Annotated in this window: 23 protein-coding genes and 3 pseudogenes; 16 read left to right on the top strand and 10 right to left on the bottom strand. The window is 66.8% G+C overall.

All coding sequences use genetic code 11. The features are described 5' to 3' along the window. The first annotated feature begins 268 nt into the window (after positions 1-268). From PKF00_RS28215 to PKF00_RS28240, 6 genes are all read left to right on the top strand, one after another. Positions 269-1,168, top strand: a complete 900-nt coding sequence (locus tag PKF00_RS28215; RefSeq protein ID WP_271220687.1) for an ADP-ribosylglycohydrolase family protein — start codon at positions 269-271, stop codon at positions 1,166-1,168. A 34-nt stretch (positions 1,169-1,202) separates the two neighbouring features. Next, positions 1,203-2,063, top strand: a complete 861-nt coding sequence (locus PKF00_RS28220) for a 3-methyladenine DNA glycosylase (RefSeq protein WP_271220688.1) — start codon at positions 1,203-1,205, stop codon at positions 2,061-2,063. A gap of 268 nt (positions 2,064-2,331) precedes the next feature. Continuing rightward, positions 2,332-3,153 (top strand): protein phosphatase 2C domain-containing protein, encoded by an 822-nt coding sequence (locus PKF00_RS28225; protein ID WP_271220689.1) that lies wholly within the window; start codon positions 2,332-2,334, stop codon positions 3,151-3,153. A gap of 338 nt (positions 3,154-3,491) precedes the next feature. Then, positions 3,492-4,349, top strand: coding sequence for a hypothetical protein (locus tag PKF00_RS28230; RefSeq protein WP_271220690.1), 858 nt, complete (start codon positions 3,492-3,494; stop codon positions 4,347-4,349). A 288-nt stretch (positions 4,350-4,637) separates the two neighbouring features. Beyond that, positions 4,638-5,105 (top strand): hypothetical protein, encoded by a 468-nt coding sequence (locus PKF00_RS28235; RefSeq protein WP_271220691.1) that lies wholly within the window; start codon positions 4,638-4,640, stop codon positions 5,103-5,105. Positions 5,106-5,364: 259 nt separating this feature from the next. Next, entirely contained in the window at positions 5,365-5,955 is a 591-nt protein-coding gene (locus PKF00_RS28240; RefSeq protein WP_271220692.1) for a DUF6461 domain-containing protein, read from the top strand. Positions 5,956-6,089: 134 nt separating this feature from the next. On the opposite strand, the gene PKF00_RS28245 is transcribed toward PKF00_RS28240, so the two are convergent. Next, positions 6,090-7,892, bottom strand: a complete 1,803-nt coding sequence (locus tag PKF00_RS28245; protein WP_271220693.1) for an ABC transporter permease — start codon at positions 7,890-7,892, stop codon at positions 6,090-6,092. Positions 7,893-8,128: 236 nt separating this feature from the next. Here PKF00_RS28245 and PKF00_RS28250 point away from each other — a divergent pair, with 236 nt between their 5' ends. The 4 genes from PKF00_RS28250 (at position 8,129) to PKF00_RS28265 (ending at position 12,261) form a co-directional block, all read left to right on the top strand. Continuing rightward, on the top strand, positions 8,129-9,019 hold the full coding sequence (locus PKF00_RS28250; RefSeq protein WP_271220694.1) for a phytanoyl-CoA dioxygenase family protein: 891 nt from the start codon (positions 8,129-8,131) through the stop codon (positions 9,017-9,019). A gap of 10 nt (positions 9,020-9,029) precedes the next feature. Next, positions 9,030-10,103 carry a nicotinate-nucleotide--dimethylbenzimidazole phosphoribosyltransferase gene (gene cobT / locus PKF00_RS28255; RefSeq protein WP_309298441.1) on the top strand — a complete coding sequence of 358 codons (1,074 nt, stop codon included), beginning with the start codon at positions 9,030-9,032 and terminating at the stop codon, positions 10,101-10,103. 462 nt (positions 10,104-10,565) lie between these two features. Then, the gene (locus PKF00_RS28260) at positions 10,566-11,468 is read left to right on the top strand and encodes an SAM-dependent methyltransferase (RefSeq protein WP_271220695.1); all 903 of its coding nucleotides are present in this window, start codon (positions 10,566-10,568) and stop codon (positions 11,466-11,468) included. Positions 11,469-11,574: 106 nt separating this feature from the next. After that, positions 11,575-12,261, top strand: coding sequence for a hypothetical protein (locus PKF00_RS28265; RefSeq protein ID WP_271220696.1), 687 nt, complete (start codon positions 11,575-11,577; stop codon positions 12,259-12,261). A 350-nt stretch (positions 12,262-12,611) separates the two neighbouring features. On the opposite strand, the gene PKF00_RS28270 is transcribed toward PKF00_RS28265, so the two are convergent. After that, the gene (locus PKF00_RS28270) at positions 12,612-14,081 is read right to left on the bottom strand and encodes an MFS transporter (protein WP_271220697.1); all 1,470 of its coding nucleotides are present in this window, start codon (positions 14,079-14,081) and stop codon (positions 12,612-12,614) included. Positions 14,082-14,353: 272 nt separating this feature from the next. Between PKF00_RS28270 and PKF00_RS28275 the strand changes: the two are divergent. Then, a pseudogene (locus PKF00_RS28275) lies at positions 14,354-14,838 on the top strand (IS5 family transposase); the annotation flags it as partial. 39 nt (positions 14,839-14,877) lie between these two features. Next, positions 14,878-15,120: pseudogene (locus PKF00_RS28280) on the top strand (tyrosine-type recombinase/integrase); the annotation flags it as partial. A gap of 112 nt (positions 15,121-15,232) precedes the next feature. Here PKF00_RS28280 and PKF00_RS28285 read toward each other — a convergent pair. Continuing rightward, a complete protein-coding gene (locus tag PKF00_RS28285; RefSeq protein ID WP_271220698.1) occupies positions 15,233-15,532 on the bottom strand; it encodes a hypothetical protein in 300 nt (99 codons plus the stop codon). A 229-nt stretch (positions 15,533-15,761) separates the two neighbouring features. Between PKF00_RS28285 and PKF00_RS28290 the strand changes: the two genes are divergently transcribed. Further along, the gene (locus PKF00_RS28290; RefSeq protein ID WP_271220699.1) at positions 15,762-15,953 is read left to right on the top strand and encodes a hypothetical protein; all 192 of its coding nucleotides are present in this window, start codon (positions 15,762-15,764) and stop codon (positions 15,951-15,953) included. Here the strand turns inward: PKF00_RS28290 and PKF00_RS28295 are convergent. The 4 genes and pseudogenes from PKF00_RS28295 to PKF00_RS45225 all read right to left on the bottom strand — a co-directional run. Next, positions 15,946-16,137: a hypothetical protein gene (locus tag PKF00_RS28295; protein ID WP_271220700.1), complete on the bottom strand. Its 192-nt coding sequence runs from the start codon at positions 16,135-16,137 to the stop codon at positions 15,946-15,948. The genes PKF00_RS28290 and PKF00_RS28295 overlap by 8 nt on opposite strands. Before the next feature lie 455 nt (positions 16,138-16,592). Beyond that, positions 16,593-17,090 carry a peptidase inhibitor family I36 protein gene (locus PKF00_RS28300; protein WP_271220701.1) on the bottom strand — a complete coding sequence of 166 codons (498 nt, stop codon included), beginning with the start codon at positions 17,088-17,090 and terminating at the stop codon, positions 16,593-16,595. Positions 17,091-17,908: 818 nt separating this feature from the next. Beyond that, positions 17,909-18,094: a DUF8825 domain-containing protein gene (locus tag PKF00_RS28305; RefSeq protein ID WP_498073065.1), complete on the bottom strand. Its 186-nt coding sequence runs from the start codon at positions 18,092-18,094 to the stop codon at positions 17,909-17,911. Positions 18,095-18,152: 58 nt separating this feature from the next. Then, positions 18,153-18,569: pseudogene (locus PKF00_RS45225) on the bottom strand (transposase domain-containing protein); the annotation flags it as partial. A 267-nt stretch (positions 18,570-18,836) separates the two neighbouring features. On the opposite strand from PKF00_RS45225, the gene PKF00_RS28315 reads away from it, so the two are divergent. Then, on the top strand, positions 18,837-19,193 hold the full coding sequence (locus PKF00_RS28315; RefSeq protein WP_271220822.1) for a tyrosine-type recombinase/integrase: 357 nt from the start codon (positions 18,837-18,839) through the stop codon (positions 19,191-19,193). A gap of 117 nt (positions 19,194-19,310) precedes the next feature. Further along, on the top strand, positions 19,311-19,808 hold the full coding sequence (locus tag PKF00_RS28320) for a hypothetical protein (RefSeq protein WP_271220702.1): 498 nt from the start codon (positions 19,311-19,313) through the stop codon (positions 19,806-19,808). 374 nt (positions 19,809-20,182) lie between these two features. Here PKF00_RS28320 and PKF00_RS28325 read toward each other — a convergent pair whose 3' ends face one another. Both PKF00_RS28325 and PKF00_RS28330 read right to left on the bottom strand, forming a co-directional pair. Further along, a complete protein-coding gene (locus PKF00_RS28325) occupies positions 20,183-21,229 on the bottom strand; it encodes a methyltransferase (RefSeq protein WP_271220703.1) in 1,047 nt (348 codons plus the stop codon). Positions 21,230-21,560: 331 nt separating this feature from the next. Beyond that, entirely contained in the window at positions 21,561-21,695 is a 135-nt protein-coding gene (locus PKF00_RS28330) for a hypothetical protein (protein WP_271220704.1), read from the bottom strand. Positions 21,696-21,713: 18 nt separating this feature from the next. On the opposite strand from PKF00_RS28330, the gene PKF00_RS28335 reads away from it, so the two are divergent. Then, a complete protein-coding gene (locus PKF00_RS28335) occupies positions 21,714-22,295 on the top strand; it encodes a site-specific integrase (protein ID WP_271220705.1) in 582 nt (193 codons plus the stop codon). Positions 22,296-23,070: 775 nt separating this feature from the next. Here PKF00_RS28335 and PKF00_RS28340 read toward each other — a convergent pair. Next, positions 23,071-25,572 carry an AAA family ATPase gene (locus PKF00_RS28340; protein WP_271220706.1) on the bottom strand — a complete coding sequence of 834 codons (2,502 nt, stop codon included), beginning with the start codon at positions 25,570-25,572 and terminating at the stop codon, positions 23,071-23,073. Between the last annotated feature and the right edge of the window lie 394 nt (positions 25,573-25,966).

Genomic DNA, 25,966 nt, shown 5'->3' on the forward strand with positions numbered 1-25,966 from the left:
CTTTCGATCCGTCCCGCGAGCTTTCGTGATCGCACGGAACGGATTGACCGCGGTTTCGCGGAAATCCCCGGCTCCCCCGGACAGGGGCGCCGGAAACGACACCACGTGGGGCGACTTCTGAGAGAAGTCCGAGCAGGGTTCCCGCGTTTCCGTGTGTCCACCCTGCTCAACACCGGGGCTCAACACCGGGGCTCAACACCGGGGCGACGGCCGCCCGGTCGCCGAATGGGCGGGGCGCGGCGTGGAGTTCCGCCTCACAATGAAGGAGATGACAATCCACCCTTTCGAACGCGCCACGGCCTCTCTGCACGGCCTGGCCCTCGGCGACGCCTTCGGCTCCCAGTTCTTCGTCCCGGCCAACGGTCACGCGCTCTCCGGTCGTCTGCTTCCGCCTGATCCGTGGCAGTGGACCGACGACACCGAGATGGCGTGTTCCGTCTACCGCGTCCTGGCTGATCACGGTGTCGTCGACCAGGACGCGCTCGCCGCGGGTTTCGCCGCCCGTCACGACTTCGACCGCGGATACGGCCCGGCCACCAATCGGATGCTTCGCCTCATCCGTGAGGGAGGCGACTGGCGGGCCCTCTCGTCCGAGTTGTTCGACGGCAAGGGCTCGTGGGGCAACGGCGCCGCGATGCGAGTGGCGCCGCTCGGCGCGTGGCTCGCCGAGGACCTCGCGGAAGTCGCCCGCCAGGCCGCCCTGTCGGCGCGGGTCACCCACACGCACCCGGAAGCGGTGGCCGGCGCCGTCGCCGTCGCCGTGGCCGCGGCGACGGCCGTCAGGGAACCCGGCCTCTCTCCGGGACGTTTTCTCGACCGGGTCGGGGAACACGTGCCCGCGAGCATGGTCCGGGAGGGCATCGCCGAGGCCCGCGGCCTCCTCACCGTCAGGGATCCCGTGCTCGCCGCCCAGGTGCTGGGGAACGGGCGGCGGGTCAGCGCGCACGACACGGTTCCCTTCACGCTCTGGGTGACGGCACGCGAACGGCATGACTTCGAGGCGGCCATGTGGACCACCGCGGCAGCCGGCGGTGACGTCGACACCACCTGTGCCATCGTGGGCGGCATCGTCGCGGCCTCGGGCGCCGCCGGCCGCCTGCCCCCGGAGTGGATGAGCAGACGCGAGCCGCTGCCGGACTGGGCGGGTGTCCCGCCGTACGACCCGTGAGCCGACACCGCCGTCCCGCGCGTACCATTCAGCGGTGGAGGTTTTGGAGCCGGAGGTGTGGCAGGCTCGGACGGAGGCTCACCGGCGACGGGTCGAGGCGTGGACGGCGCCACACCTGGCGCGCAGGGCGCGGGGTGAGAGCCACCCCATCGAGGACTTCCTGTTCACCTACTACGGGCACCCGCCGGCGCGGCTGCGGCAGTGGCATCCGGGCGCCGGAGTGGTGCTCAAGGGGGCACGCGACTTCGGCCGCCTCTACCTCGACACCCCCGAGGGAGCCACGCTCGACACCGCGGCGCTGATGGACAGGCGCAGGTCCTCCGTCGAGTGGATCGCGCGGCTGCTGGCGGCCACCGCGGCGCGGCCGGCGTATCTCGGCTGCTTCGGCCTGCACGAGTGGGCGATGGTCTACAAGGCCGCGGAGGTACGGCACGGCGCCTGGCCGCTACGGCTCAGCGGGGAGGAGATCGCGGAGGTCGTGGAGCAGCGAGGCGTGCGGTGCGGTCATTTCGACGCCTTCCGCTTCTTCACCCCCGAGGCTCGCCCGCTCAACGCCCTGCAGCCGACGCGGCAGCGGCAGCAGGAGCTGGAGCAGCCGGGCTGCCTGCACGCCAACATGGACCTGTACAAGTGGGCGTACAAACTGTCGCCGCTGGTGGGCAGTGAGCTGGTCGCCGACTGCTTCATGCTGGCCCGTGACGTCCGCGCCGTGGACATGCGGGCCAGCCCGTACGACCTGAGCTCGCTCGGCCACCGGGCGATTCGGATCGAGACGCCCGAGGGACGGGCCGAGTACGCCGCCGAGCAGCGGGGATTCGCCGAGCGGGCACGGCCACAGCGGCAACGCCTGCTCGACGCCTGCGAACGACTGCTCGCCGACACCCCCTGCTCCTGATCCAGGGGGACCGGGACCCAACGCCCGCGCGGCTCCGTCCCGGTCACGCGCGGGCAAGGGCCGCTTGCGGGTCAGGTGTTCGATACGGCGTCCGTCGGGTGAATCTCTACTTGCCGACGTTCCCGAAGGGCTCACCCGCAGGCTTCCGTGCTCACCACGATCCGGGGCCAGGCCGGAGAGCGGTGTTTCCATTGCATACACCCCCGAAACCGGGGAACCTGTCGTACGCACCCGGCCCGCCCGCCCTACCGACACGAGGACGACTGACGTGCGGCTCAGCCTCGCCACAGAACCCGCCCACCACCACCGGCCCAACGAGGACTTCGTCGGGGTCGCCTCCGACGCGGTGGTCCTCCTGGACGGGGCGGGAATCCCGGCAGGCATGGAGTCGGGCTGCTCACACGGGGTGGCCTGGTACGCCAGGACCCTCGGCTCGACCCTGCTGACCACGGTGACCCAGAGCGCCGCCCCCCTGGCCGAGCTCCTCGCCGAATCGATCAAGGCCGTCGCCTCGCTGCACGACTTCACCTGTGACCTGTCCCACGCCGGATCGCCCTCGGCCACGGTCGCGATGCTGCGCCGTTCCGGCGGCGGACTGGAGTGGCTGGTGCTGGCCGACTCGGTGATCGTCCTCGACACCGGCACGGCGGAGCCGACCGTGGTCTGCGACGATCGGCTGGAGCGGATCGGAGCGCGCCACCGGGCAGAGGTGGACGGCCTGAGAAGCGGGAGCGCGGAACACGCCGAGGCGCTTCGCCGCTACATCGGGATCATGCGCGGCCACCGCAACCGCGACGGCGGCTTCTGGGTCGCCAGCGTCGACCCCCTCGCGGCCGAACACGCCCTCACCGGAAGCCTCCCGTCCGACCAGGTGCGAGCCGCCGCGCTGCTCAGCGACGGAGCCTCCCGGCTCGTCGACCTCTTCGGCCTGGCCACCTGGCGTCAGCTTCTCGACCTGCTTGAGGAGAGCGGCCCCGAGGGGCTGATCAGCCGTGTCCGTGAGGCCGAACACGGAGACCCGGACGGTTCGCGCTGGCCGAGAGGCAAGGCACTCGACGACGCCACCGCCGCGCTCTGGAGATTCTCCTAGGACACCTCGTCCTCCCCGAGCCGGAGTGAGGAAGCCAGGCACATCGAGCTCGTCCTCGGCGTCGACCGGGCAACAGACTCACCCCCGCGGCGGCGACCGCCCGGCAGGCTCCGCGGGCGACCCTCGCCGAGGGGACGTGCACCGGCGAGGAGCGCCGCGAGATCGGCGGGCAGCGCGGCAGGACAACCTTCAAGATCGAGTAAGGCTTTTCGCCACGGGTTTGCTCGGAAGCCGGGAGAGGAATCGCTAGAACGTCAGTAGGTGATCCGCAACGAACCGCAGAGCGACTGCGACGGTGCCGGTGAGTGCCTCAGCCGTTCAGCCTCGGAGAGTTCGTGATGGTCAATCTTGGTTTCGTCGGGCCCAGCCGGCCCGCCAACGACTACCGGCTGCTCAAGGTCACCGACGGTGACACTCCGAATATCGCGATGGCGATCCGGATGGTGTCCATCGACACCCCGGAAAGCAAGTACGGCGGCCGCGCGGCCACCGCCCAGGCCACGCTGGAGCGCGCCAAGGCCCGACTGCTGGACGGCACCTACGACGCGCTTCCTCAGGACCTGCGCGACTATCTGGTCGCCCGGATCACCCCGGACGCCGCGCAGCGGCACCTGGCCGCGGGCCAGGCCGCCGCCCAGGAGCACGAGGACATGGTGAACATCCGGCTGGCCGACCCGAACGGCCGCCGGCGCAAACTGGCCGTGATCGCCACCGGAGAACTGGTGGAGGACAAAGGCCGGCTGCTGGCCTACACCGCGCCGTGGTTCTCCGGCTCGGCCTCCGATCCGCTGCCACCGCGAAACGACCCGCAGCGGCGCACCTTCAACCTGGACATGATCGCCTCCGGGTGGGCGGCGACCTTCGTCATCTACCCTTCCATCCCGTCAGCCTCCGATCTGAACCTGTTGCTCAGAGAGGCCAGGGCGGCCTGGAGGGAGAAGCGCGGCGCGTGGGCGCGGTTCGGCGAGGACCTGCTGCTGGGGTACGAGTACCGGGCCTGCATCAAGCTCGGCGCCAAAAACCTGGACGACGGCCCGGCTGCGGCGATCGGGCAGGCCTACCAGCGGGTGTGCGTCGATCTGCGGACCAAGGACGAGGTCGGCCTGTACGGCTACCACCGGGTGCCGCCGCCGCAGCGGCTGTGGATCTGGGAGGAGGACCTGGTGCAGGCCCGCAAAGACCTGTCGATCACCTAGCGGGCAGCGGGCGGGGCGGCGGCTCTGTGCGCCGTGGGCGGGCAGGCGGGGAGCCGGGGCAATGCTCCGCCGGTGACCGAGAAGGTCGACATGCGGCGACGGCCACTGGAGAGAGCCCGGGGTTCCACGTCGCTGGAGGACGGCAAGGCGCTCTGGTGTTCAGGCTCAGCGAAACGGCCACCAGAAGCGGACCATGCAGCCGAAATATGGGGAAATGCGATCTCCTCGCCTTCGCCGACAGGTGATCGTCTGGGGTTGCCCTTGCTCCCGGCCCGTGAGGAAACACCTGTGAGAATCCGTCGACTGTCCGCCGCGGCCATACTCGCGGTGGCGCTGGGCGTCACCACCCTGGCCGGCGCCACTCCCGCCTCCGCGGCCACCGGGTCATGGACCGTGAACCGAACCCACTACACGATCTACTTCGACGGCGGCTACGCCACCACGCTCTTCAGCAAGCAGACGAGCACGCTGCCGAACAACGGGCAGATCACCAGCACGACCGTGCAGGTCACTCCCTACCCCAACGGCAGGACGTCCGAGACGGTCAACATCTGCTACCAGCAGCTGTACAGCACCACCGACTACCGGTGCACGGGTCTTCTCTCCATCACCGGCGGCACGACGATCTCGGTACCGGACTTCAACGGCCTGGACCCCAAGGGAACGGTCACCGTCCGGCACACCCTGTACGGCGGCACATACCCCGCGACCGCTCTTGGAGCCCAGGACACCGTCACGGTGAACTACCAGTACTAGCCCCGAGCACGGTGACCGCCCCGCCGTCCACCGGGGCGTCCGCGGTGTCTGGCCGGGGTTCCGACCGGGTTGCGTCCACGGAGGTGGTGTGGCGTCAGGCGAGGGGCCCCGGCCCTCGGGGAGAAAAGGGAGGCTTTTGGGCTAGGTGGGCCATCGGCCGTGTGCCCTCGCCGACCCGGCCCCGTCCCTGATCGAGGATCGGTCAAGAGGGACCGCTTCCTCGGCAGGTCGTGTCAGTGGGCTCTGCCATGATCGCTGCATGATCACACCCCCGGACGACTACGCCTGGTTCACCGACTCCGGCCTCGCGGAGGCCTACAGCTTCATCTTCGTCCGCGGGCTCACGCCCGAGCAGCTCGTAGCCCGGATGGGTGGCCGAGCGGAAGACTTCTCCTGGACGACGTTCGGTGAGTCGATCGGTGCCGGCGCCCACTACGACTACAGGACCGAGTTCGTCGCGGTCACGGCCGTCGGCGACTGGGCGTTCGTCGTGCAGTACAACAGTTGGCTCGGCGCCGACGACAAGTTCACCGTGCCGCTGTCGGCGGGCACCCGCCTGGTCTCCCTCTACCGCCTCGACATCAAGGGCCTGGAGGACTTCCGCTGGGTGGAGGACGAGGAGATCCGGTTCGGTTTCTGGGCCCAGGACGGCTACTCCGAGGAGGTTCCCGACGAACTCGTGGAGACCATGAAGCAGATCGATCACGACTACGGGGACGATCATGATCTCTACCGGGGGCCAGGGCTTGTCCTGATCGAGCGCCTCACCGGAATCAAGCTCACCCCCCAGATCCTGGAGAAGTCCACCTACCTGTCCGGAGTCATCTCCAAGCCGCCGACAACCACGTAGGCGTTCCGGTCGGGATCGTACGATCTCCTGCGCCTCTGCCGTCCAGGGCTCGTCCGGACGCTTCCCACTCGCAGGGGGCGTCGGCGGTCGCGGTGCGATCTTCACCCCGGCACGCGGGTTCCGTCACCTCCGGCTCACTCGCGCCCGCCGACCGTGTGGCGGCGGAACTGGTGGACGCCGAGCCCCAGGCAGGCCGCGGCGAAGGCCGTCAGAGCCGCGAGATGCCCCGCCAGTCCGGGCCGCCACCCCTCGATCACCAGGATGCGCATCGACTCGATCGCGTAGGTCAGCGGGTTGGCCCGGGCCAGCGCCCCCATCCACGTCGGCATGGCGGGCACCGGCACGAACGCGTTGCTCATGAACAGGATCGGCAGGCTCACGAAGCCGGTGACCGCGAAGAAGGTCGTGTGGCCGGGCACCCGGCAGGCCAAGGCCAGGAAGAGGGCGGTGAGGGCGGTGGTCAGCAGGCCCGCGACGAGCAGGACCAGCAGGCTTCCCGGCACGGCGGTCGCCACGCGAACCCCCAGGATCGCCGACACGACCAGGATGGCCAGCGCCTGGAGCGCGCCGAGGGCCATCTGGAAGATCAGCCTGCTGACGAGGAGGGAGGAGCGCCCGATCGGCATGCTCATCAGCTTGTTGAGGTAGCCCGTCTCCTTGTCCCACAGGAACGGCACCGCTCCGCTGATGCCGGTGCCGACGATCGTGAACGCGATCACGCCGGGCAGCATGAAAGCGATGTAGTCGCCGGTGCCGACCACGCCGGGGTCGACGGCACGGGCTATCGCACCCCCCAGGAACACCAGCCAGATCACCGGCTGGATCAGGGTGAACGCCAGGTTCAGGCGCTCCCGCCCCAGTTGCAGCACCCAGCGCCGCAGGAGCGCGCCGATCTCCTGGAGGCGCAGCCGTAGCCCCGCGTGCGACGCGGGCGGCGCGGACCCGGCGGCCGTCCCCGCCCGGGGGGAGCGGGGAGCCGGGGACGGGGCAGGCGCGTCGGTGAGGTCCCGCAGGCCCCGCCCCGTGTGCAGGAGGAAGACGTCGTCGAGGGTCGGCCGGCTGACGCTCACGCCGTCCAGGACCACGCCGTGTCTCACGGTCGCGGCGATCACCTCCGGGAGCGCCGCCGCCGCGTCGTCCAGGTGGACGTGGAGCTCTCGCGGCCCGGCCACCGCGATGCGGCGGGCGGGCACCGCGCCCTCGACCGCGGCCCTGACCTTGTCCGGTTCGGCGGCGGAGATCTGGACGACCTCGGTCCCGACGGTCCGCCTGAGCTCGGCGGGCGAACCGGTCACCACCTCCCTGCCGACGTCGACGATCATGATTCGGTCGCACAGCCGGTCGGCCTCGTCGAGGTAGTTGGTCGCCAGGAGAACGGTGACCCCCTGGTCGCGCAGCCCGGCCATGTGCTCCCAGATCCGGTGCCGGGACTGCACGTCCAGACCCAGCGTCGGTTCGTCGAGAATCAGCAGTTCGGGTACCTGGATGAGACCACAGGCCAGGTCGAGGCGTTTCTGCATGCCGCCGGAGTAGTCGGCCACGAACCGGTCGGCGTCCGGAAGGAGGCCGACGACGTCGAGCACCTCCTCGACGCGCTGGCCGCGCGACCTGCGGGGGACGTGGTTCAGGTCCGCCTCGATCTCCACGCTCTCGCGGCCGGTCAGGAGGTGCCGCACCCCCTTCTCCTGCGAGACGTAGCCGATCCGGCGGCGCACCTCGGCGGCCTGCCTGGAGACGTCCAGCCCGCAGACGAGGGCCCGTCCCCCGCTGGGAGCCAGCAGCGTGGTGAGCATGTGGATGGTGGTCGTCTTGCCCGCGCCGTTCGGTCCGAGCAGCCCGAAGATCTCACCGGCGGCGACGCGGAGGTTCAGGCCGTCCACCGCGCGCCGCCCGTGGAACACGCGGGTCAGCCCCTCGGTCTCGATAATCTGCCGCATTCTTATCCAATTCCCTGGCCGGACGGTCCGCGTGGGTCGCGATGGCAATTCCGGTACGTCGCGAATTCGTATTTCATCCTGACAATGCCAATTACCCCGATGAACACGCGTCCGCGGCCTTCGCAATCCCCGCGGCATGGACGATATCCCACCTAGAATTTCGCTTCCGCTTTTCCGGCAGGGGTGTTACTTTGGTCACACTTTTCGCTTTCCCATCATCGAGAAGGCTTGCGAGCATGGACGCTCAGCTCGAATCGCCGCTCTCCCGGCGCCTCGCCGAAGACGGTTTCTGTCGCATTCCGGGCGCCCTTGACGACCGGCTCGTCGGACGGCTCAGGGAGCTGGCCGCGCGGCGGCTGGCGACGGCGCGCGAGGAGCATCTCCTGCGGTACGCCCACCACGGGAGCCTGCTCCCGCTGACCGTGGACGACGATCCGATGCCCGACGTCCTCACCTCGTCGGCGCTGCGGGACGCCTTCCGGCGGCTCGGCTTCACCGATCCGCGCTGGATCAGCGGGTACGTCATCGCCAAGCCGCCCGGTTCCCCCGGGCTCTGGTGGCACCAGGACTGGTGGGCGTGGGGGCACCCGCGCAGCTACGTCCCGCAGCCGACGCAGATCTTCTGCATGCTCTACCTGGAGCCCACGTCCCGGGAGAACGGCTGCCTGCGGGTGATACCGGGGACCCACCGCGCGCGTCACCGCCTGCACGACGTCCTGCTCGAACCGCACACCGCGGAGATCGAGGCCGAGGAGCCGGGCTCGGTGTGCCATCGCGCCGTCCCCGACGAGATCGACATCGAGGCCGAGCCCGGCGACCTGGTCATCGGGGACGTCCGCGTGATCCACGCCACGCACGCCAACACCACGAACTCGTGGCGGAACGCGGTCGACCTGCTGTTCACCCCCGACTTCTCCTCCCTCCCCGAAGAGTTCAAGGCGCACTACGTGCGGCAGATGTGCCTGCCGCCCGAGGGGTGGTGGGAGGATCCCGGGCACCCGCTGGCGGGCAGCCCGCTCAGCGGGATCCTCCCCGCCTATTCGGGCCGGGAAGCGGGGCCGGTCGAGTTCTGCCGACGCCCCCGATGGCCCGCCGACCCGGAGACCGCCCCCGTGCGGCCCAGCTGAGGAGAGACCCATGAGCCTTCTTGAGGAGACGATCGCCGCCGTCCGGCCCCTTGACGAGTCCGCGGTCGCCGAGGCGCGCGACCGCCAGGACATCATGACCAAGCCCCGCGGCTCGCTCGGAGCCCTGGAGGACGTCTCGGTGCGGCTCGCCGGGCTCGCGGGGACGTGCCCGCCGGAGCTGCCGCAGCCGGCCGCGGTCGCGGTGTTCGCGGCCGACCACGGCGTGCACGCGCAGGGCGTGACACCGTGGCCTCAGGAGGTCACCGCCCAGATGGTGGCCAATTTCCTGGCAGGGGGCGCGGTCGTCAACGCGTTCGCCGCGCAGTTCGGCGCCCGGGTGGTCGTCGTGGACGTCGGCGTGGCCGCCGACCTCAAACCGGGGCCGGGGCTGCTGTCGCGCAAGGTCGCGCCCGGCACCGCCGACCTGTCCCAAGGGCCGGCGATGACCCGGGAGCAGGCCAGACAGGTGGTCGAGACCGGCATCGAGGTGGCCCGCGAGCTCGCCGCCGACGGCGTCCGCTGCCTGGTCACCGGCGACATGGGGATCGCCAACACCACGGCGTCCGCCGCGCTCGTCTCCGCCTTCACCGGTCGTGACCCGGCCGCCGTCACCGGCAGGGGAACCGGCGTCGACGACGCGACGCTGACCCGCAAGGTGGAGGTCGTCCGGCAGGCGCTCGCGCTCCACCGGCCCGATCCGGCCGACCCGTTGGGCGTGCTCGCCTCGGTCGGCGGCTTCGAGCACGGCGCGCTGGCCGGGTTCATCCTCGGCGGGGCGGCCCTGCGGCTGCCGGTCGTGCTCGACGGCGTCATCACCGGGGCCGCGGCGCTGGTCGCGGCGGCGCTCGCCCCCGCCGCGATCGAGGCGTGCGTCGCGGGTCACCGCTCGGTGGAGCCCGGACACACCGCCGCCCTCGACCATCTGGGCCTGCGTCCGCTGGTCGACCTGGGGCTGAGGCTCGGCGAGGGAACCGGCGCGCTGCTCGCCCTTCCCCTCGTCCAGGGCGCGGTGCGCGCGTTGCGGGACGTGGCGACCTTCGACTCCGCCGGGGTCACCGACAAGGACGCCGACGACCGGGGGTAGGCGAGGCGGCCGGTCGTCCCGTTCATCCCGGCGACGGCCCCGATCGGCGACGGCGATTTCATGACGTCCGATATTGAAATGATATTTCACTTTATTTCGGACATTGATCATAAGGGGGAAAAGAGGTCGGGGTTGTCCGTCGCCGTCACCGGCCTCTCCAGCAGCGGAGATTCGAGGCGGACGGTGAATCCGTGATCGGCATATCGCCGGTCATCCGTGGAAAAAGGCGTCCTCCGGCCGAGACAGTCGGCCGAAATACGGCGCGATCCGCTCCTGAGGTATTGTTCGCCGGTTATGCAGGCTGTACCTTCTGCCTAACCACGGGTGATTTCCGCGGTCCCTTACTCCGTTCCGGACCTCACGCGGCCGCCGCGCCACGGAGACGAACCGGAAAAGAACCAGGGGAAAGGAATCTGTTGTGGGCACGACTGCACACGAGGCGGATCGGCGGGCCGCGCCGAGATGAACCATCCGGTCGATGACGAGCACTACGTTCTCGATGTCGTCGGCGCACAGTACGGCCTGCCCGGCGGAGGCCTACACGTGTACTTCACCGGCGATCTCCTGCATCCCCCCATGGTTCATGACCCGGACGTCTGGGCGGACGGCCGGCGGTGGCGGCAGGGCGCCGCCGACCACATCGCCGCCATCGCCGAACTCGCCGAACTGCGCGCCGGAGAGCGTGTGCTCGACGTCGGGTGCGGTCTCGGCGGACCCGCGCGCCTGCTGGTGCGGGGGTACGGGGTCTCGGTCACCTCGGTCACGAACTCCTCGGCCCACGCGCAGACGGCGCGGAGGCTCAACGAACGGGCCGCCGACTGGCGGTCCGCCATCACCGTGGTGCTCGCCGACTGTCAGCGGGAGTTGCCCGCCGGGCCGTTCGACGCCGCGCTGAGCGTCAACATGCTCTATCAGGTCGCCGACCACCGGAGCATGTTCGCGAAAGTGTTCGCGAACCTGGCGCCCGGCGGCCGGTTCGTCGTGGACGACTGGATGCTGACCCCCCAGGCGGGTCAGGACGACGTCGACGCGCTGGTCGCGCACTTCCAGTACCCCCACTTCGCCCGTACCCAGACGATCGAGGACGACCTGCTGGCGGCCGGGTTCCCCCCGGCTGAGGAGATCCGCGATCTCGGCCACGTCGGGCGCAGCCTCATGGCCGAGCACTTCGAGCAGCAGGTCACGAACCACTTCGCCCCGCAGATCATCACCGACTGGCCCGGCGACCCGGACCTCCGTCCCGGCCGCTCCGCCTACGGCCGGCTGATGGTCGAACAGTTCGTCGCCGCGGTCAACCTGACGCTGCGGCTGTACCGGGACCGGCGGATGACCTACAGGCGGCTGATGGTCCGCAAACCCGCCTGACCGTACGGTCCCGGACACGCCGGGAAGGCGGTCGCCGACATGGCGAGGAGCGTTCTTCCCCGCCCCGGTATCCCGATCCATGAGGATCCACGAGAGGAGTGATGTCTTGACGAGTTCTCGATCAACCGCAGCGAAAGCCCGCCTCGGGATCGCGCTGGCGCTCGCCGCCGCGGTCGTCGGCGTCGGCGTCCCAGCGAGCGGCGCGTACGCGGCGCCGGGCGCCGTGGCGGCCACGACCACCGCGGCGAAGGCCGATCCGTGTGACCGCAACCTGGCGAACTTCGCCCAGAAACAGCGCCGGAGCGGCTCCTGCGCCGAGGGGCCCCAGGCCGAGCTGATCTGGCAGGGCCGCGTCCACCTCGGCGACGAGCCGGGGATCTACGGCGACGCCTCCTTCGCCGGCGGAGCCGTCGAGCTCCCGATCACCCTGCAGCGCACGTCCGCGACGGGTCCCGACAAGACGGTCCTCGCCGTGGAGGCGCAGGACGTGCAGTCCTTCTCCGGCTACCCGGGCCACGCCGTCACCGTGGTCCTGCACGTGGTCGACCAGACGACCTTCCGCGCAAAGGAGGTGGTGCTGGCGAAAACGAGGCTGACGGGCAACCGCAAGGAGATCCCCATCGACCTGACGGGCAGGAAGTCCCCGTACTTCGTGAGCGTCCAGGTGCGCCAGGACGAGGAGGTCCCGCCCGGAGCGCAGGACGACTTCCTGCTGACGCGTCTGTCCAACCTGTCCGAGGGCTTCCGGTTCTTCGCGAACTTCGGCTACAACGTCTCGCCGTACTCCGACTGATCCCGACCGACCGCCCCGTCACGACGTCCTCCCCGGCCCCGGCAGCGGCCCGACACCGCCCACGCGGCCGGGGCGGCGCCGGACACGCACCTGCCCCGGCCCGGGCCCCCGCCGCTCGGCGACCACTCCCGTCGCGAAGGCGTGAACGCCCACGTGCGGCACGCCGACCAGGAGCTCCCGCCGTGACCGGCCCCACGGCGGGACACCGGTCGCCGCACACCCCGCGCGGGCCGCGCGGCACCGCCCCGCCGCACCCGTCGACCCCGGCCCGCGCTGGCTGGAGTGCCCCTGCGGAGCCGCGAACAACGAGGTGAGGTGGGGTGGCGGCGACCGGACGCCGGAGGACGATGTCAGCCGGTGGGGCGCAGGTCGGCGGCGTCCGGGTCGGGGACGGGCTGGGACGCGGCTGCGGCGACCCGGGCACGCGGACCGGGGAGCCTGAGGGCGGCCAGGACGGCCGTCAGCATGACGGCGCCCAGGACGTAGACGGCGGCGCGCATTCCCTCGGCGGAGGCGGCGCGCAGGGCCTGTCCGGACAGCCCTTCGATGTCGTGGTTGGCGACAGCCACAAAAACCGCCAGACCCGCGGCGGTTCCCACTTGCAGCGCGGTGGAGGCCACCCCAGAGGTCAGGCCCTGTTCGTCCGCCGAGACGCCGGTGCCGACGGCGATCCACATGGCCTCGTAGGTGATGCCCATGCCCAGACCGATGACGACGATCCCGGCCAGGACGGTGAGGACGGACCCGTCCGCGTGCATGCCGGGGGCCAGGAGCGCAGCGCCCACGGCGTTGACGACGATGCCGGTGATCAGCGTGCTCCGGGTGCCGAAGCGGTGGATCAGCTGCTCGCTGAGGAAGTTGCCTGCCGTGATCGACAGGGTCGGGCCGAGGAACGCCAGCCCGGTCTCCATGGCGCTGAAGCCAAGGACGTCCTGGAAGTACAGGGTCAGGAAGTACGGCACGGCTTGCATCGTCAGCCCGAAGACGAGGATGACCACGACCGCTCCGCTGAGCGCGCGGTTGCGGAACAGCCGCAGCGGCATCAGCGGCGTCCGACCGCGGGCCTGGACGCGCAGGAACGTGGCCAGCAGGACCGTCGCGAGAACGACCGCGGCGATCACCTCGGTCCGTGCCCAGCCGACCTCGGAGCCGTGCGCGACCGCGAAGATCAACAGCGTGATGCCCGCGGTACCGGTCAGGGCTCCGGGAACGTCGACGTTTCCTCTGGTGACGCGGCCGTCGGGGGGCAGCAGGGCGAAGGCGGCGACGGCACCCGCGGCGGTCAGCGGGACGTTGACGTAGAACACGGCCTGCCAGCCCAGGACCTGGGTGAGCACCCCGCCGGCCAGTGAGCCCACTGTGAGCCCGCCGGCGCCCGCCATGGCCCAGACCGTCAGCGCGCGGTTGCGCTCCCTGCCCTCGGCGAAGGTGGTGTTGACCAGGGCCAGCACCGCGGGGAACAGCACCGCGCCGGCGAGGCCCTGCAGGGCGCGCGCGGTGAGCAGCACCGCCGGCGCCGTGGCCAGGCCGCCCAGCACGGAGGCCACGCCGTACAGCGCCATGCCGAGCACGAACATCCGTCGGCGTCCTACCAGGTCGGACAGCCGACCGCCGAACAGCAGGAAGCCTCCATAGAGGACGGCGTACGAGGTGATCACCCATTGCAGGGTGTGCGGTGTGAAGCCGACATCGGCGGCGATGTCCGGCAGGGCCACATAGATGACGGTGAAGTCGAGACTGATGATCAGGTGCCCGAGCGCGAGCAGCGCGAGGCTCCATCCCGGCCGCCGGCTACGGGCCGGGGGCTGAGCTGTGGACATGGGTGTGCCTTTCGATCGTGCGGGGTTCGGTGGCCTGTCGTGGCTGCACCGGGACCGGCGGACATTTGTTGGCACACCCCTTGAGGGCACTGGGGTGGGCGGCGCCCGGGCTCGGTCCGTCCGGTCCGGTCATCGCCCCTCCCCTCCATGCGTGTTCTGCGTTGCCCCTGTGTGTTCTGCGCTGTCTTCGGTACGACTCTGCCGCTCGCCGCGGTCCACGGCATCGGACGCCCGGCCAGCATGGCCCGGGACCTTGGACCTAGGACCTGTTCTGCGGATCACTGAACGTCGTGCGCGCTCACCAGCACGCGGCCGGAGCCCGTAAAGGGGGAGCCGTGAAGGGACGCCCGGGCAGCAACGAACTCAGATCCATCAGGGCCCTACAGGCGCTCGGGCGCTCGCGTGGCGGGCTGACCACCAAGATCCACCTGGCCGTCGACGGACGCGGCCTGCCCCGGGCCTTCGTGGTCACCGGCGGCAACGTCAATGACTGCACCCAGTTCGCGGCCGTGCTGGAGGCCATCCGCGTGCCCAGCACCGGCGTCGGCCGGCCGCGCACCCGCTCCGAGCACGTGATCGCCGACAAGGGCTACAGTTGCCACGCCATCCGCACCTGTCTGCGCCGACGCGGCATCGGCGCGACCATCCCGAACACGCGGACCAGCCGGCCGAGCGAGCCCGCCGTAAGCATCGGCGTTGCGCCTTCGATCCGGTCCGCTACAGGCGGCGCGACGTCGTCGAACGCTGCTTCAACCGGCGCCTCGGCGTCGGCCCGGCCGCGGCCAAGCGGGCCGAGTGGATGCTCCAGCGCACCGCGGAGGCCAACGAGGTCGCGCTGTTCGTCAGCGTCCGCGGTCGGTGCCTGACGACACGTGGCATCTACGACACCCTGGTCACCCTGGCCGACGCCGCCGGGGTCCGCGAGGACTTCACGCCGCACGTCCTGCGGCACACGCTGGGCACGAACCTCCGCCGTCAAGGAGAGGACATCGTGGTCATCGCCGAGCTGCTGGGCCACAGCATCGAAACCGCGCGCTGATACACGCTGCCGTCAGAGGACGAGCGCCGGGCGGCTGTCGAAAGCCTGCCTGTCGACCAGTAAGCACACACCACGGCGCCCTCGTCCTCCGTGGAGGCGGGGCGCCGTCGCGTCAGTCATACAAAGAGGTGCCGTAGCGGTACACGGTGCCCGGGAAGGTGACAGACGCTATCTCGCCCACCCCCACCGGCTGACCGACGTAGCTGACATATCCAATTTCAGGGTTCATGTGCTTGCCGTAGGCCCAGGCCGCGTGCGTGCCTGTCCCGCCCGTGCACTGGCTGTAGACGTGGTACCCCGACGCCCATGCGGTGCAGCCCGTCGGGGTGGCGTGGGCGGGGGATGCGGAGCCCACCAGCAGTGACGCGGTGAACAGCACGGCGGCGGACACAGCCGCGAACCGGTTTCTCATGTGCGCTTCCTCCGGTCCGAAGGTAAATGGCGCTTTCAGTAAGAAGCTTTCCTAAACGGACAATACGTCCTAGAAAGGGCGAGGCAAGCGCTTTCCGCGCCTCTACCAGGGCGAGAGCGCCTCGCCGAGCCGACACCCCAAGGAGCATTTCGCAACAGCAGTTACGGAACGCATCATCGCGCGACAGTCTGACGGCACGCTGCTCATCGGTTTCAGCTACGCAGCGATCGTGACCCACGAGGACGGCGGTGGAGGTCCGATCGTGCGGATCGGCTCTGCGCTGGTGCGCGGCTACTGGGTGATGGTCGACGCGCCGGTGCCGCAGGGGCTCCTGAGCGCCGAGGACCTCGCCGACCTGGTCGTCCAGGAGGAAGACCATGCGGCTCGGAGGGAGAGGCTGCAGACCATATCTCTCACCTGAGGAAGTCCGGCACCTCGTCCCCATCGTCGACATCGAAGGAGCACACCCGCTTGTTCCGCCGCCTCGCCGACTGCGTCGGCTCCGCAGGAAGCTCCCGCTGAGGAAACGTCTTGGGCCGGTCAGCGGTAGCGCTGCGGATGCGCTCAAGGCGCTCCTGCAGGGTGGGCTTGGCCGGCTCGCTCATGAGCTGATCGTCACATGCCGGGCCGTCGACGATCTGGTGAAGGTGGCGGTGCGGTACGTCGGCGCCGAGGAGTGGTACACCCTCACCGGCTTCCCCAGCCCGCTCGCCGGCCGCACCGCCAGGCAGGCACACAAAGCGGTACTGCGCGCCGCCGAGGCCGGGGCCAAGGGCGGGGTGACCGCCGACCGGCTGTCGCACCGACGAGGGCCGGACTTGCCGCGGGCTGCCCGAACGTGCTGCTCCCCACGGCCGCCACCGAGAGCGCTGAGGGCACCGCCCGCTGACGTCAGGCGCACGAAGCACCCCGCTCGCCCTCCTGCACAGAGGGCAAGCGGGGCGCTCTGCTGTCCAAGCCCGTTACGTCCGTCATCCCCAGGTGCCGCAGGAACCATCCCCCAGCTCAAGGAGGACGCTCATGGGAACACCCGACGGCCTGGCCTGGCGACGTCGGTCTCTCAGCCTCCCCAGATGATGGAAGAGGTCTCGTCATTCATGGCCGAGCCAATGTAGCTGGTGCTACCGCGCCAGCCGGTAGTGGCGCCTCCATAGTCCTCGTCCTCGTAGTGGTTGACCCAACAATCCCCATAGACGCGGAAGGAGGAGATCTTGTCGTTCCAGTTGCCCAGATAAGGAAAGCCCCAGTCAAGGCCGGGGTCGGGGTTGCAGCCCGAGTCAGCCTCGACGATCCAGGAGCCGCCTCCATAGTTCCCATGCTCATACTCGATACCGAGGATGACCGCAGAGGCCTGTGCCACCGCTTGGCCGGTGTCCTGGGAGAGAGCGTTGACGCGGCGGTCGAAGGCGGGGTCGGCCATGGCGGAGACGCTGTCGCGGGGAGCGTCGGTGATCCTCCCGCCGGTAGCGTCGGCGACGGCCTCGGTGAAGGTGGCGTAACAGGTCGTGTTCTCGCCGGTGACCGCAGCGAAGGGCTTGTCGGCGGTCAGCTGGGTCACGCAGTGCCTGCCGCCAGGCGAGGCCCAACCGGGAGCGGATGGGGCGGCGCCAGCGGGAAACGCAACGGCCATGCTCAAAGCCATCGCTGCGGGGACCGAGGCGGCTGACAGGGACAGGGAGCGCATTGGTCGATCAACCTCCAAAGAGCGATCAGTCGCTTGTGGTGGGTGCTGCGGTCGCATTCGGAGCTCTCCCTTCACCGGGTCGCTGACCGCCCCATCACCCTGACTCGCCTCTGTCATTGATCTGTCATCGCCGCACCATGAATGTGTAATGGCTCACAAGACCAGGCAACCCGTCCCCGGTACCGGTGAGTCGTGAGCGGGCGGGTGTTCCGCTGTTCAGGCCCGGCGAAACAGATTCAAGGCGCGGACCATGCGGCCGAAATATGAAGAAATGCGAGTTCCCCGCCCTCGCCGATCGGTGCTCGTCTGAAGGTGCTCTCCTACCCAGCCGTGAGGAGCCACCATGAGGATCCGCTGATTACCCGCCGCCGCCCTGCTCGCAGCGGCACTGGGCGCCGCCGCCCTGGCTGGTGCGGCACCCGCCGTCGCCACCACCCAGACCAGCACCGCATCCGCCGCCGAGACGCACTCCTCCCTGCTGCCGCCGAACTGGTACCGCAGGGGTCCCCACCCGACTCCGGAAGCCTGCAAGGCGGCACGGGAAGACGCCGCTCGCAACGGTGAGTTCAACGGCGTCAGCGCCTGCTATTACTACAGCACGTGGCCGTATAGTCCCGGCTACTACTACAACGTGTACATCCTCTGAGCCCCGCGCCGGGCGTGCTCCGCGCCAGTGCCCGGGCACGCCCCGTTCAAGCCTTGACCGCCGTCCGCAACGCCATCCACGCCTCGTGCCGGTCCTGCTGCTCCGCCCAGAACGGGTGTTTGTCGAGCGTTTCCAAAGCCTCCAGGCGCGCCTCTCGCACCTGCGCGAGCTCGGCCCGCTGCTCCTCCGTGACCTCCGCCTCTCCTGCCGGCACCGCGACCGACGACGGCAGGAGCGCAGGCGGGCAGCCGGTAAACCGTCAGCCAGTCACGAACGGCAACGTAGGCGCGCATCGCATGGCTGAGATGGGTGTTCAGATTGTCCCAGACGAGCACGATGGAGCCGCCGAACTGCTGGTGGACGGCATCCAGCAGACCGGTGTAGTCGCGTTCGGCGAAACTGCGCCGCTCGCCCTTACGGCCGCGGCGCAGCCGGACGCGATAGATCATCCGGCTGCGGTGCCCGGGCTTGAGGCAGATCATGCCGGTGATCGACACCCGGCCCGAGCCTTTCCCTGAAACGGTTGCCGCCGACGTGTGGCCGCGCCGTGACCAGGTCCGGCCCCGGGGCGGTCTGGAAGATCTGAGCGGCCTCGTCTTCGAAGCAGATCCAGCTGTCTTGAGCCGCCGCCGTCTTTTCATCCGCTGCCACTGCTCGGACTTCCACCAGGTGATCACCACCTCATCGCACTCGGCGGTCCGGTGCATGCTAGTGGTCGGATCTCGACCTGGGGGGCGGGCACGCTCAGCGTGGTCCAGGCAGCCGACGGATCCCAGGGGCCGAAGACGGAAGCTGGTGAAGGACGATCGCACTTGGCGCTGAGAACGTCGCGTTGCCGAAGGCGTGGCGGACGAAGCAGAAGACCGACCGCCTCCGTGTCGGTACGACGTGGATGAACAGCGACCCGGGTCTTCACTCGGCGCAACGGCGAGGCCCTGGGGGAGGAGTACGCGAGCCAGCGGTTCGAGATTCTCATCCGTCGGGTCCGTCGGGTCCGTCGGGTCCGTCGGGCCGGCCTGCCGCCGATCCGGTTCCACGACCTCCGGCACAGCGCGGCCTCGCTGATGCTCGCCGCGGGGGTGCCGATGAAGGTGGTGTCGGAGACGCTGGGGCACTCGCGGTTCTCGTTCACCGCGGACGTCTATACGTATGTCGTCCGAAGGTGGCCGAGGCGACGCCGACGATCACCCCGCGCCGGTCTCGGAAGGCGTCCGGCTGACGTGATGGTCTGGCAATGGTCTACCAGGGGCCTTTTCAATCTAGGTCATACACAGCGCGCCCTGCAGGATCCGAACCTGCGACCGTCGGATTGGAAGCGGACCGGTCGTTGAGGGCTCCGTAATGCGGTGGCCTGCGGCTGTGACCCATGGCATGGTGAGTGCGATGGAGATCGTTCCGCGCATGTTCCGCAGCGGCCGTACCCGTATGCCTCCGAACGTGATCGACGCATGAAGTACGTCGATCTCAACGCCTCGATGACCCTGCCCGGTGGTGTCGTCCATGGTGTCATCAGCCCGACCGAGTACCTGGAGCGGCTTCCCGAGTTCGCCGACGCACTGCCGACGGGTGCTCGTGCGTTCGCAGCGGATCCCCAGCACTACGACTTCCACGGTCCGCGATGCGTAAAGGACCTCAACCTGGAGCGCATCTCGTTCGGCGAGACCGATGGCGAGAGCTGTATGGAACTCGCGTTCCGGCACAACTGCTGGAAGCACGAAGAGGACCTCGTCATCCGCTACGAAGGCATGTCGCACTACAGACTCGACATCGCCGCCCCCTCCGGGACCGAACCGCGCAGCGTGGTGATCCTCGACGAGATCCTGCCGCACCCCGACGGATGCAGCCATGAGATCGCCTTTCGGCCGGGAACGGTCATGGTGGCCTGCCGGGACCTGACCGCTACGTGGGTGGAGACTGACTGCCCTGAGAAGCCCCCCCACGTCTGAGGTCACCGACAGAGTGTCCCGCTGGTCAACGGTGGCAGCGGTTTTCAAGAGCACTGCATTCCTGGCGTCGGCGACGGCTCTGAACTGCTGCGATGCGTGCGTTCCAGTGTGGGGACTTGAAGATCATCCTGCGCATATCCCGCAGGGGCGGATCTGCTGGACAAGCTGAACGATCACCACGCAGGCGGCCTCAGTTCGGGCATATGCGGCGCGGACGGTGCAGCGCCCCGGCGGAAGGTCCACCCTCAGATGCTCCTCGGCGCCGATGTAGTCATGACCATGGACGGAGTCGAAGAGGGACGGGCGGCCGGGCGGAAACCTCCCGCGGCACAGGAGTCCTCGCCCGCTCGCCGGAGGCTCGGCGCGGGCCGGGATCAGCCGTCCGGGTCCTTCGGAGTCGCCTCCACGATGGACAGGACGGTACCGGTGGGGACGACGCGGGACAGCTGCAGATCGGCCGCCTCGAAAAGCTGCGAGAACTCCTGCGCCGTGCGCTCACGACCGACGAGAGAAGCCATCAGCAGGAGGTCGACGAGCTTCGCCTGGTGCGGGGCGTTGCCGGAGGGAACCACCGCGTCGATGACCAGGATCCGCCCGCCCGGCCGCATCACCGTACGGCAGTTGCGCAGAATGGTCACGCACTGGTCGTCCTCCCAGTCGTGCAGGATGCGCTTCAGCAGGTAGACGTCCCCTTCGGGGACCCCGGTGAAGAAGTCCCCCACGGCCAGTTCCCAGCGGCCACCGGTCTCCGCCACGTCCAGCAGGTGGTGTCGCAGGACGTGCTCGGCGTCGAAGAGCACACCCCGCAGGCCGCCCCTCCGGCCCAGCACCGCCAGCAGCAGCCCGCCCTGGCCCCCGCCGACGTCGACGACCACTCCCGAGTCGGGGAATTCGCAGGCCGCGGCGATCGGCACGTTCTCCTGGGCGGACATGGCCGCCATCCCATGGTGGAAGACGGCCGCCGTCGCCTGATCTTGTGCGAAATAGTCGAAGAACGGCATGCCGAAGAGATCGTCGAACGCCGGGCCGCCCCGCTGCAGGCAGCGTTCCATCTCGCCGGCGGGCCGCCACATCGACTGGTCCGTGAGCATCAGTACGGCCGACCGCGCTGACAGGGGCGCGTCCATGCGCAGCGCGTCCCCCGCAGGGGTGAGGCGGAACCGGCCGTCGTCCAACTCCTCGAAGATCCCGCGGGTCGCCGACACCCGCAGGGCCCGGTACAGGCTCTGCGTGTTGACACCCGTACGCCGGGCCAGGTCTTCGACGGTACGCGGACCCTCCGCGAGATGATCTGCCACGCCGGTCGCGGCTATGGCCCGCAGGGCGGCCGGGTAATAGAACATGAGTGCTTCGTCGATCAGGAAGGACGCCGACGCCCGGCCGTCGGCGGTCGCGCTGTCCTGTTCGTGGCGGCCTTCCATCGAGGTGCCTCCCTTGGGGGGATCTGCGTGTTCTTCGCCGGTGCGACGGAGCACGCCGTCCGCTGATTCTGCGGTGTGGGGCCTCGTTCGAGCCTATGGGCCTGCCAGATTTTCAACCATTGGTCCAGGGGGCGATATCCGGCTGCACCGTGAGTGAGCATAGTGTCGCGCGGCTCACCGGCCCGCCACCCCGGTCGGCCGGTTCTGCGCTGCGGCGAACGGCCAGAGGGGCGAACGGCGGAAAGGACGCCGGATCCCTCCCGCCGTCAGCTCACTTCCTGGCACCCGCAAGCGCACTCCCAAGCCGCACCAACTCCGCAGGCTGCCCCTCTTAGATCAGGCGACTCGTGTACCCGGCTTCCATCAAGCGCTCGAAGGCCGTCCGGACCTCATCCGGGTACGGCTGTTCGACGGCGAAGCCCTTCTTGGCGTACTCCGTGATCCGCTGGGGGGCGCCGACCAGCATGTTGATAAGGCACCCATGATGACGTATGAGGTAGACCGCCGCAGCGTCGTCAACCACGCTCAGGCGCGGGCACTGCTGGTTGCTGTGGGGAACCAGCTCCGTAGCGGCCCCCGGCTCGTGGCGTTCTTCGCCGTCATGTACTACGCCGCGCTTCGCCCCGAGGAAGTGGTCAGCCTCCGGGATCACAACGTGACTCTTCCCAGCCTTGTGCGGAACGAGGAGACCGGCGAATGGGAGGAGCCTGCGGACGCCTGGGGAGAACTACACGTCGCCGTCGCGGCCCCGTTCGCGGGCCGCGAGTGGACCGACGACGGCGCGCTCCGTGAGGAACGCGCCCTCAAGCACCGCCCCGACGGGCATGCCCGGACTGTGCCCTGCCCGCCCGCACTGACCAGGCTTCTCCGCACCCACCTCGCCGCCGACTGTGGCAAAGGCCCGGACAGTCGGCTGTTCTGGGGAGAGCAGGGCGGGGAACTGCCCGGCATCACCTACCGGCGCGCCTGGCAGAAGGCGCGCAAGGCCGTCTTCACCGATCAGGAGTACGCCTCACCGCTCGCCAAGCGGGTCTACGACCTCCGGCACGCGTGCGTGTCCACCTGACTCAACGCCGGGGTGCCCGCCACCCAGGTCGCCGAGTGGGCGGGGCACAGCGTGGAAGTCCTGCTCAGGATCTACGCCAAGTGCATCATCGGCCAGGACGAAGCGGCTAAGCGTCGCATTTCCGAGGCACTAGGGGAGTGACGGGCAGGTCCGTTCCCGTGGGAAGGCATTGGGAAGGATCAACCGCAGACGGCCGGTGAGAGCCGTGGACAGCCGGACATGAGAAACCCCCGCTGCCCTGCGTCAGTGCAGGTCAGGCGGGGGTTTCCGCTGCTTCTGGTTGCGCGCCCTGCAGGATTCGAACCTGCGACCGTCGGATTAGAAGTGGATTGCTGCTTCTCAGCCTGACAACGCGCTGACCTGCTGACGAGCCATGTGATCTCACTGGGGCGAGGAGGTGGATCCATGTATGTTCCGGATCTTGAAAATTACTCAGTCTCCGTCGCCGGTCCCCACGCGAGGGCCACGCCTTTCTGTTGCTCCCCCTTGTGGTAGATCTCGCGGGCGTCGTGTCCCGAGGTCCGGGGCCATCGAAGCCCTGCCAGAGGAGGCGAAGGACGATCGCAGCGCTCTGCCACCGGATGATCCACCGATCAGCGTCGTGGCCTACCCCGACTGAGCTACGCGATCTCGTTCTGGCTGCTGCATACAACTCCCGAACTTCGGGATATTAAGGTAAGTGATCTGCCGCAGCCTGGCATTTTTCCCGCAATCCAACACCTGCAAGCGGATGCAAAAATACTAGAACCTACATATTCGTCCGCTCTCAAATAAATTAACCCAACCCCCACTTGTTGCGGAATCGTTCTAAAGCAAGTCTACAACTCTCACTAGATATACTTAGTTCACGCCGAACCGCAGCTAGCTCATCAAAAGATGGTAGCAATCCATTCGGTTTAGCATCAGACGTCATCCCTATGTCAAATTTATCGTCAGAAAACATTTCAATGACGGTTAAACCGAAATAAGCATACACCGACAGTTGATGTAATATATGGTCTATCTTTTCATTCCGTCCAACACCTTCTTCTGCGCTATTGCGTTCCATGTCCACGATATCAATTACTGTAGTTAATCCGTCTAGAACCTCCAGCGCCTCTTGGATTGACAGTAGAGGCTTGGAATTAATAGTCACTAGAGACATCCTCATCAGGTCAATCGCATACCCGTAGGCGCTTGCACCGTCCACTCGCGAGATATAATCACGCGCCCCTGCAATAATCTCTCTCATCTCCTCGCAAATTAGCGTAATCGCTAAATCCTCGCGACGAGGCGCTTTCCTTGTGACGGTGTTTAGTTCTTGATTTATATCTAGCATGCGCCGAGTGGAACGCAGAAGCTCTCTAGGAAGCCCTCCTGAAACGGAATGAACTAGGGACACAAAAGGGTCGGTAAAACCGAGGACGCGCTGCTGTAATAAGTCTTTCGATTCCCTGAGACTTAATTGATCAATGACCTTAACCTCGTCAAATGCCGTATCGAACACCGATTTTCCCGCTAGGGCGCGGTGGCCAAAAATTGATCCCACATCCTCTGCCACCGAAACCAAAAAAAAGCAATTGTCTATACCAAATATAGATTTAATCTCACTAATAAACCTTTCTGCTTTTTCTGCAGAGCCTATGCGATCTATTTCGTCAATAGCAATTATTACGTGCTTTCCGTAGGACCGCTGCTCGACAGCTACTTTACCTATAAATTCCCGCAAGCTGCTGACAAGCTCCGGGAGGGTCCATGGAAGATACTTCAATGAGCTACCGCGACTTCCTGACCCCGTGATCCCAAAAGGAAATGATAATCCTCCAGTAAAAGCCCAAGTTGCCGTACGCTCCATTTGCAATCTAAGGAGGTACTCTCTGGCTTTTAATACAAGAGGTGGGTCGAAACTACCAAGCAAAGCACGCAGCTTTCCTACACTAGGCCAAATAATCAGAGCCGTAATAATGGCTGCAATCTGAATTGCAAAACGGTGATAAGACCACCACTCCTGGATCTTTAGCATTACTGTCTGAGTCCACATCAAAAGAGTGGAATATGCACTCTTCAGCAGGTCTTGCCACTGCGGGAAAAAGGACCAAAGAACAAAGAGAAAAAGTGCGATAGATGCAGCAAGCCGAAAAAGATATACGGCTATCTTCCGTATAGTTGTAAAAACACTTTTTTTGGCAGATAGGTTCGGCGTAAGCCTCGGACCAAGAGGACTTTTAGTAGCCTCTAAGTATGCTTGCGCGAAACGCTGAAATAGCTCCGCCAGGAATTCTTTAGGGATGTATTCTGCGGGCGCACTGACGTGCACAACAAGATTATCGCCAGAGTCACATATCCGGCGTAGAAGTGTAGACTTCCCTGCGCCCCGCGGCCCGGCAATAGCAATACTTCCTCCGTCAAGGCTTGAGATCACGCGCTTAACACGCTCAAGGGAAGAGGTTGCTACTACCAGATTGGGATCATATAGCTTCCTTAGTCCTTCAGAGTTCTGCTCAACGAGCAGCTTATGATGATCTTTGACTAGCTTGTTAATGCAATACGTAGCATGTAGAAATATTGGGTCTTCTTTAATTTCTTCTAGCCATTTCTCCCTGGCTTTAGGTATTTGGATATCGAGCTGCATACTAAGCATCATTAGCTTTGGTATAGATGCAGCCGACTTAAACTGAGTCATAACGCCTGGACCCGCAAGTAGGTATCCGGATAGCACCGATAGTGCAACGATTACCAATGTACGCCAAGGGCGCCAATCAACGCCTGCAACAAGATATAGGAGGCATAGAATTCCTATTGCCGCGCCAATCAATCCACTAACAAAAACCCACTCCCTCCATGATTTATTATGCGAGAGAGAATAAATCTTATGTCCTGCAAAAAATAACGTAGTCCCACTCAAAGCGAATCCAGTTATAACCAGCAACCCATTAGTTCTCGTAAGCTCCGAGATGAAGGCAAGGATCGCCAATACCAGCAAAAGGAGAGCTGGTGCGGTCCTCCTGTTTATATCCCCACCTATAGGAATGTAGTCGATTTGATCAGCAATATTCTTTTCTCTTTCCTGCATCGACGTGTAATTTTTATATGATTCTTTTAACTTGGTCCATTCGAATACAAGGCTCCATGACGAGTCCTGACGTAAATCATTAACATCTACAATCCCCCTATCAAACCAAGGAACGAGACGAGGGTCACCTAAACATTGATCCACGGCAGCTCTGAAGCTCGCGTAATCTCTATCGGTCCTGGTTTGTGCATTCATGAAATGCGAATCCAACCTTCTCTTGATCATGGAAGCATCGTCTACAAGACGATCGCAGATGAGAACCAAAGCGTTACAAGATCTGCAATCTGAAAATCTAGCAGATAGGGAAGGTTTGACATTAATCAATGCAGGGAAAGTCGGTCTTTAGCCCTTTTGCTGCCCAGGGGGGTGGGTGGTCATCTCCTCGTCGGGCAGGCGCAACCATAACGGTCCGGACACTTCAAGTCAGGCCGTTATTGGCGTGTACATGCTCCCGGTGACCTTCCTCGCCCGTTAGTTGTCCTACATGTACGATGGCGGCTTGATTTGGTGGGGTCGGTCTGGTGCCCCTTTGGGTGACCGGCGAGGAGATGACCACCCACGCCGTCCCCCAGGCCCGTTCATTGCCGCGACTGCCTTGACGATGCGAGCTCTGCGCCGA

This window comes from Streptosporangium carneum, from assembly GCF_027922005.1.
GTDB classification, from domain to species: domain Bacteria; phylum Actinomycetota; class Actinomycetes; order Streptosporangiales; family Streptosporangiaceae; genus Streptosporangium; species Streptosporangium carneum.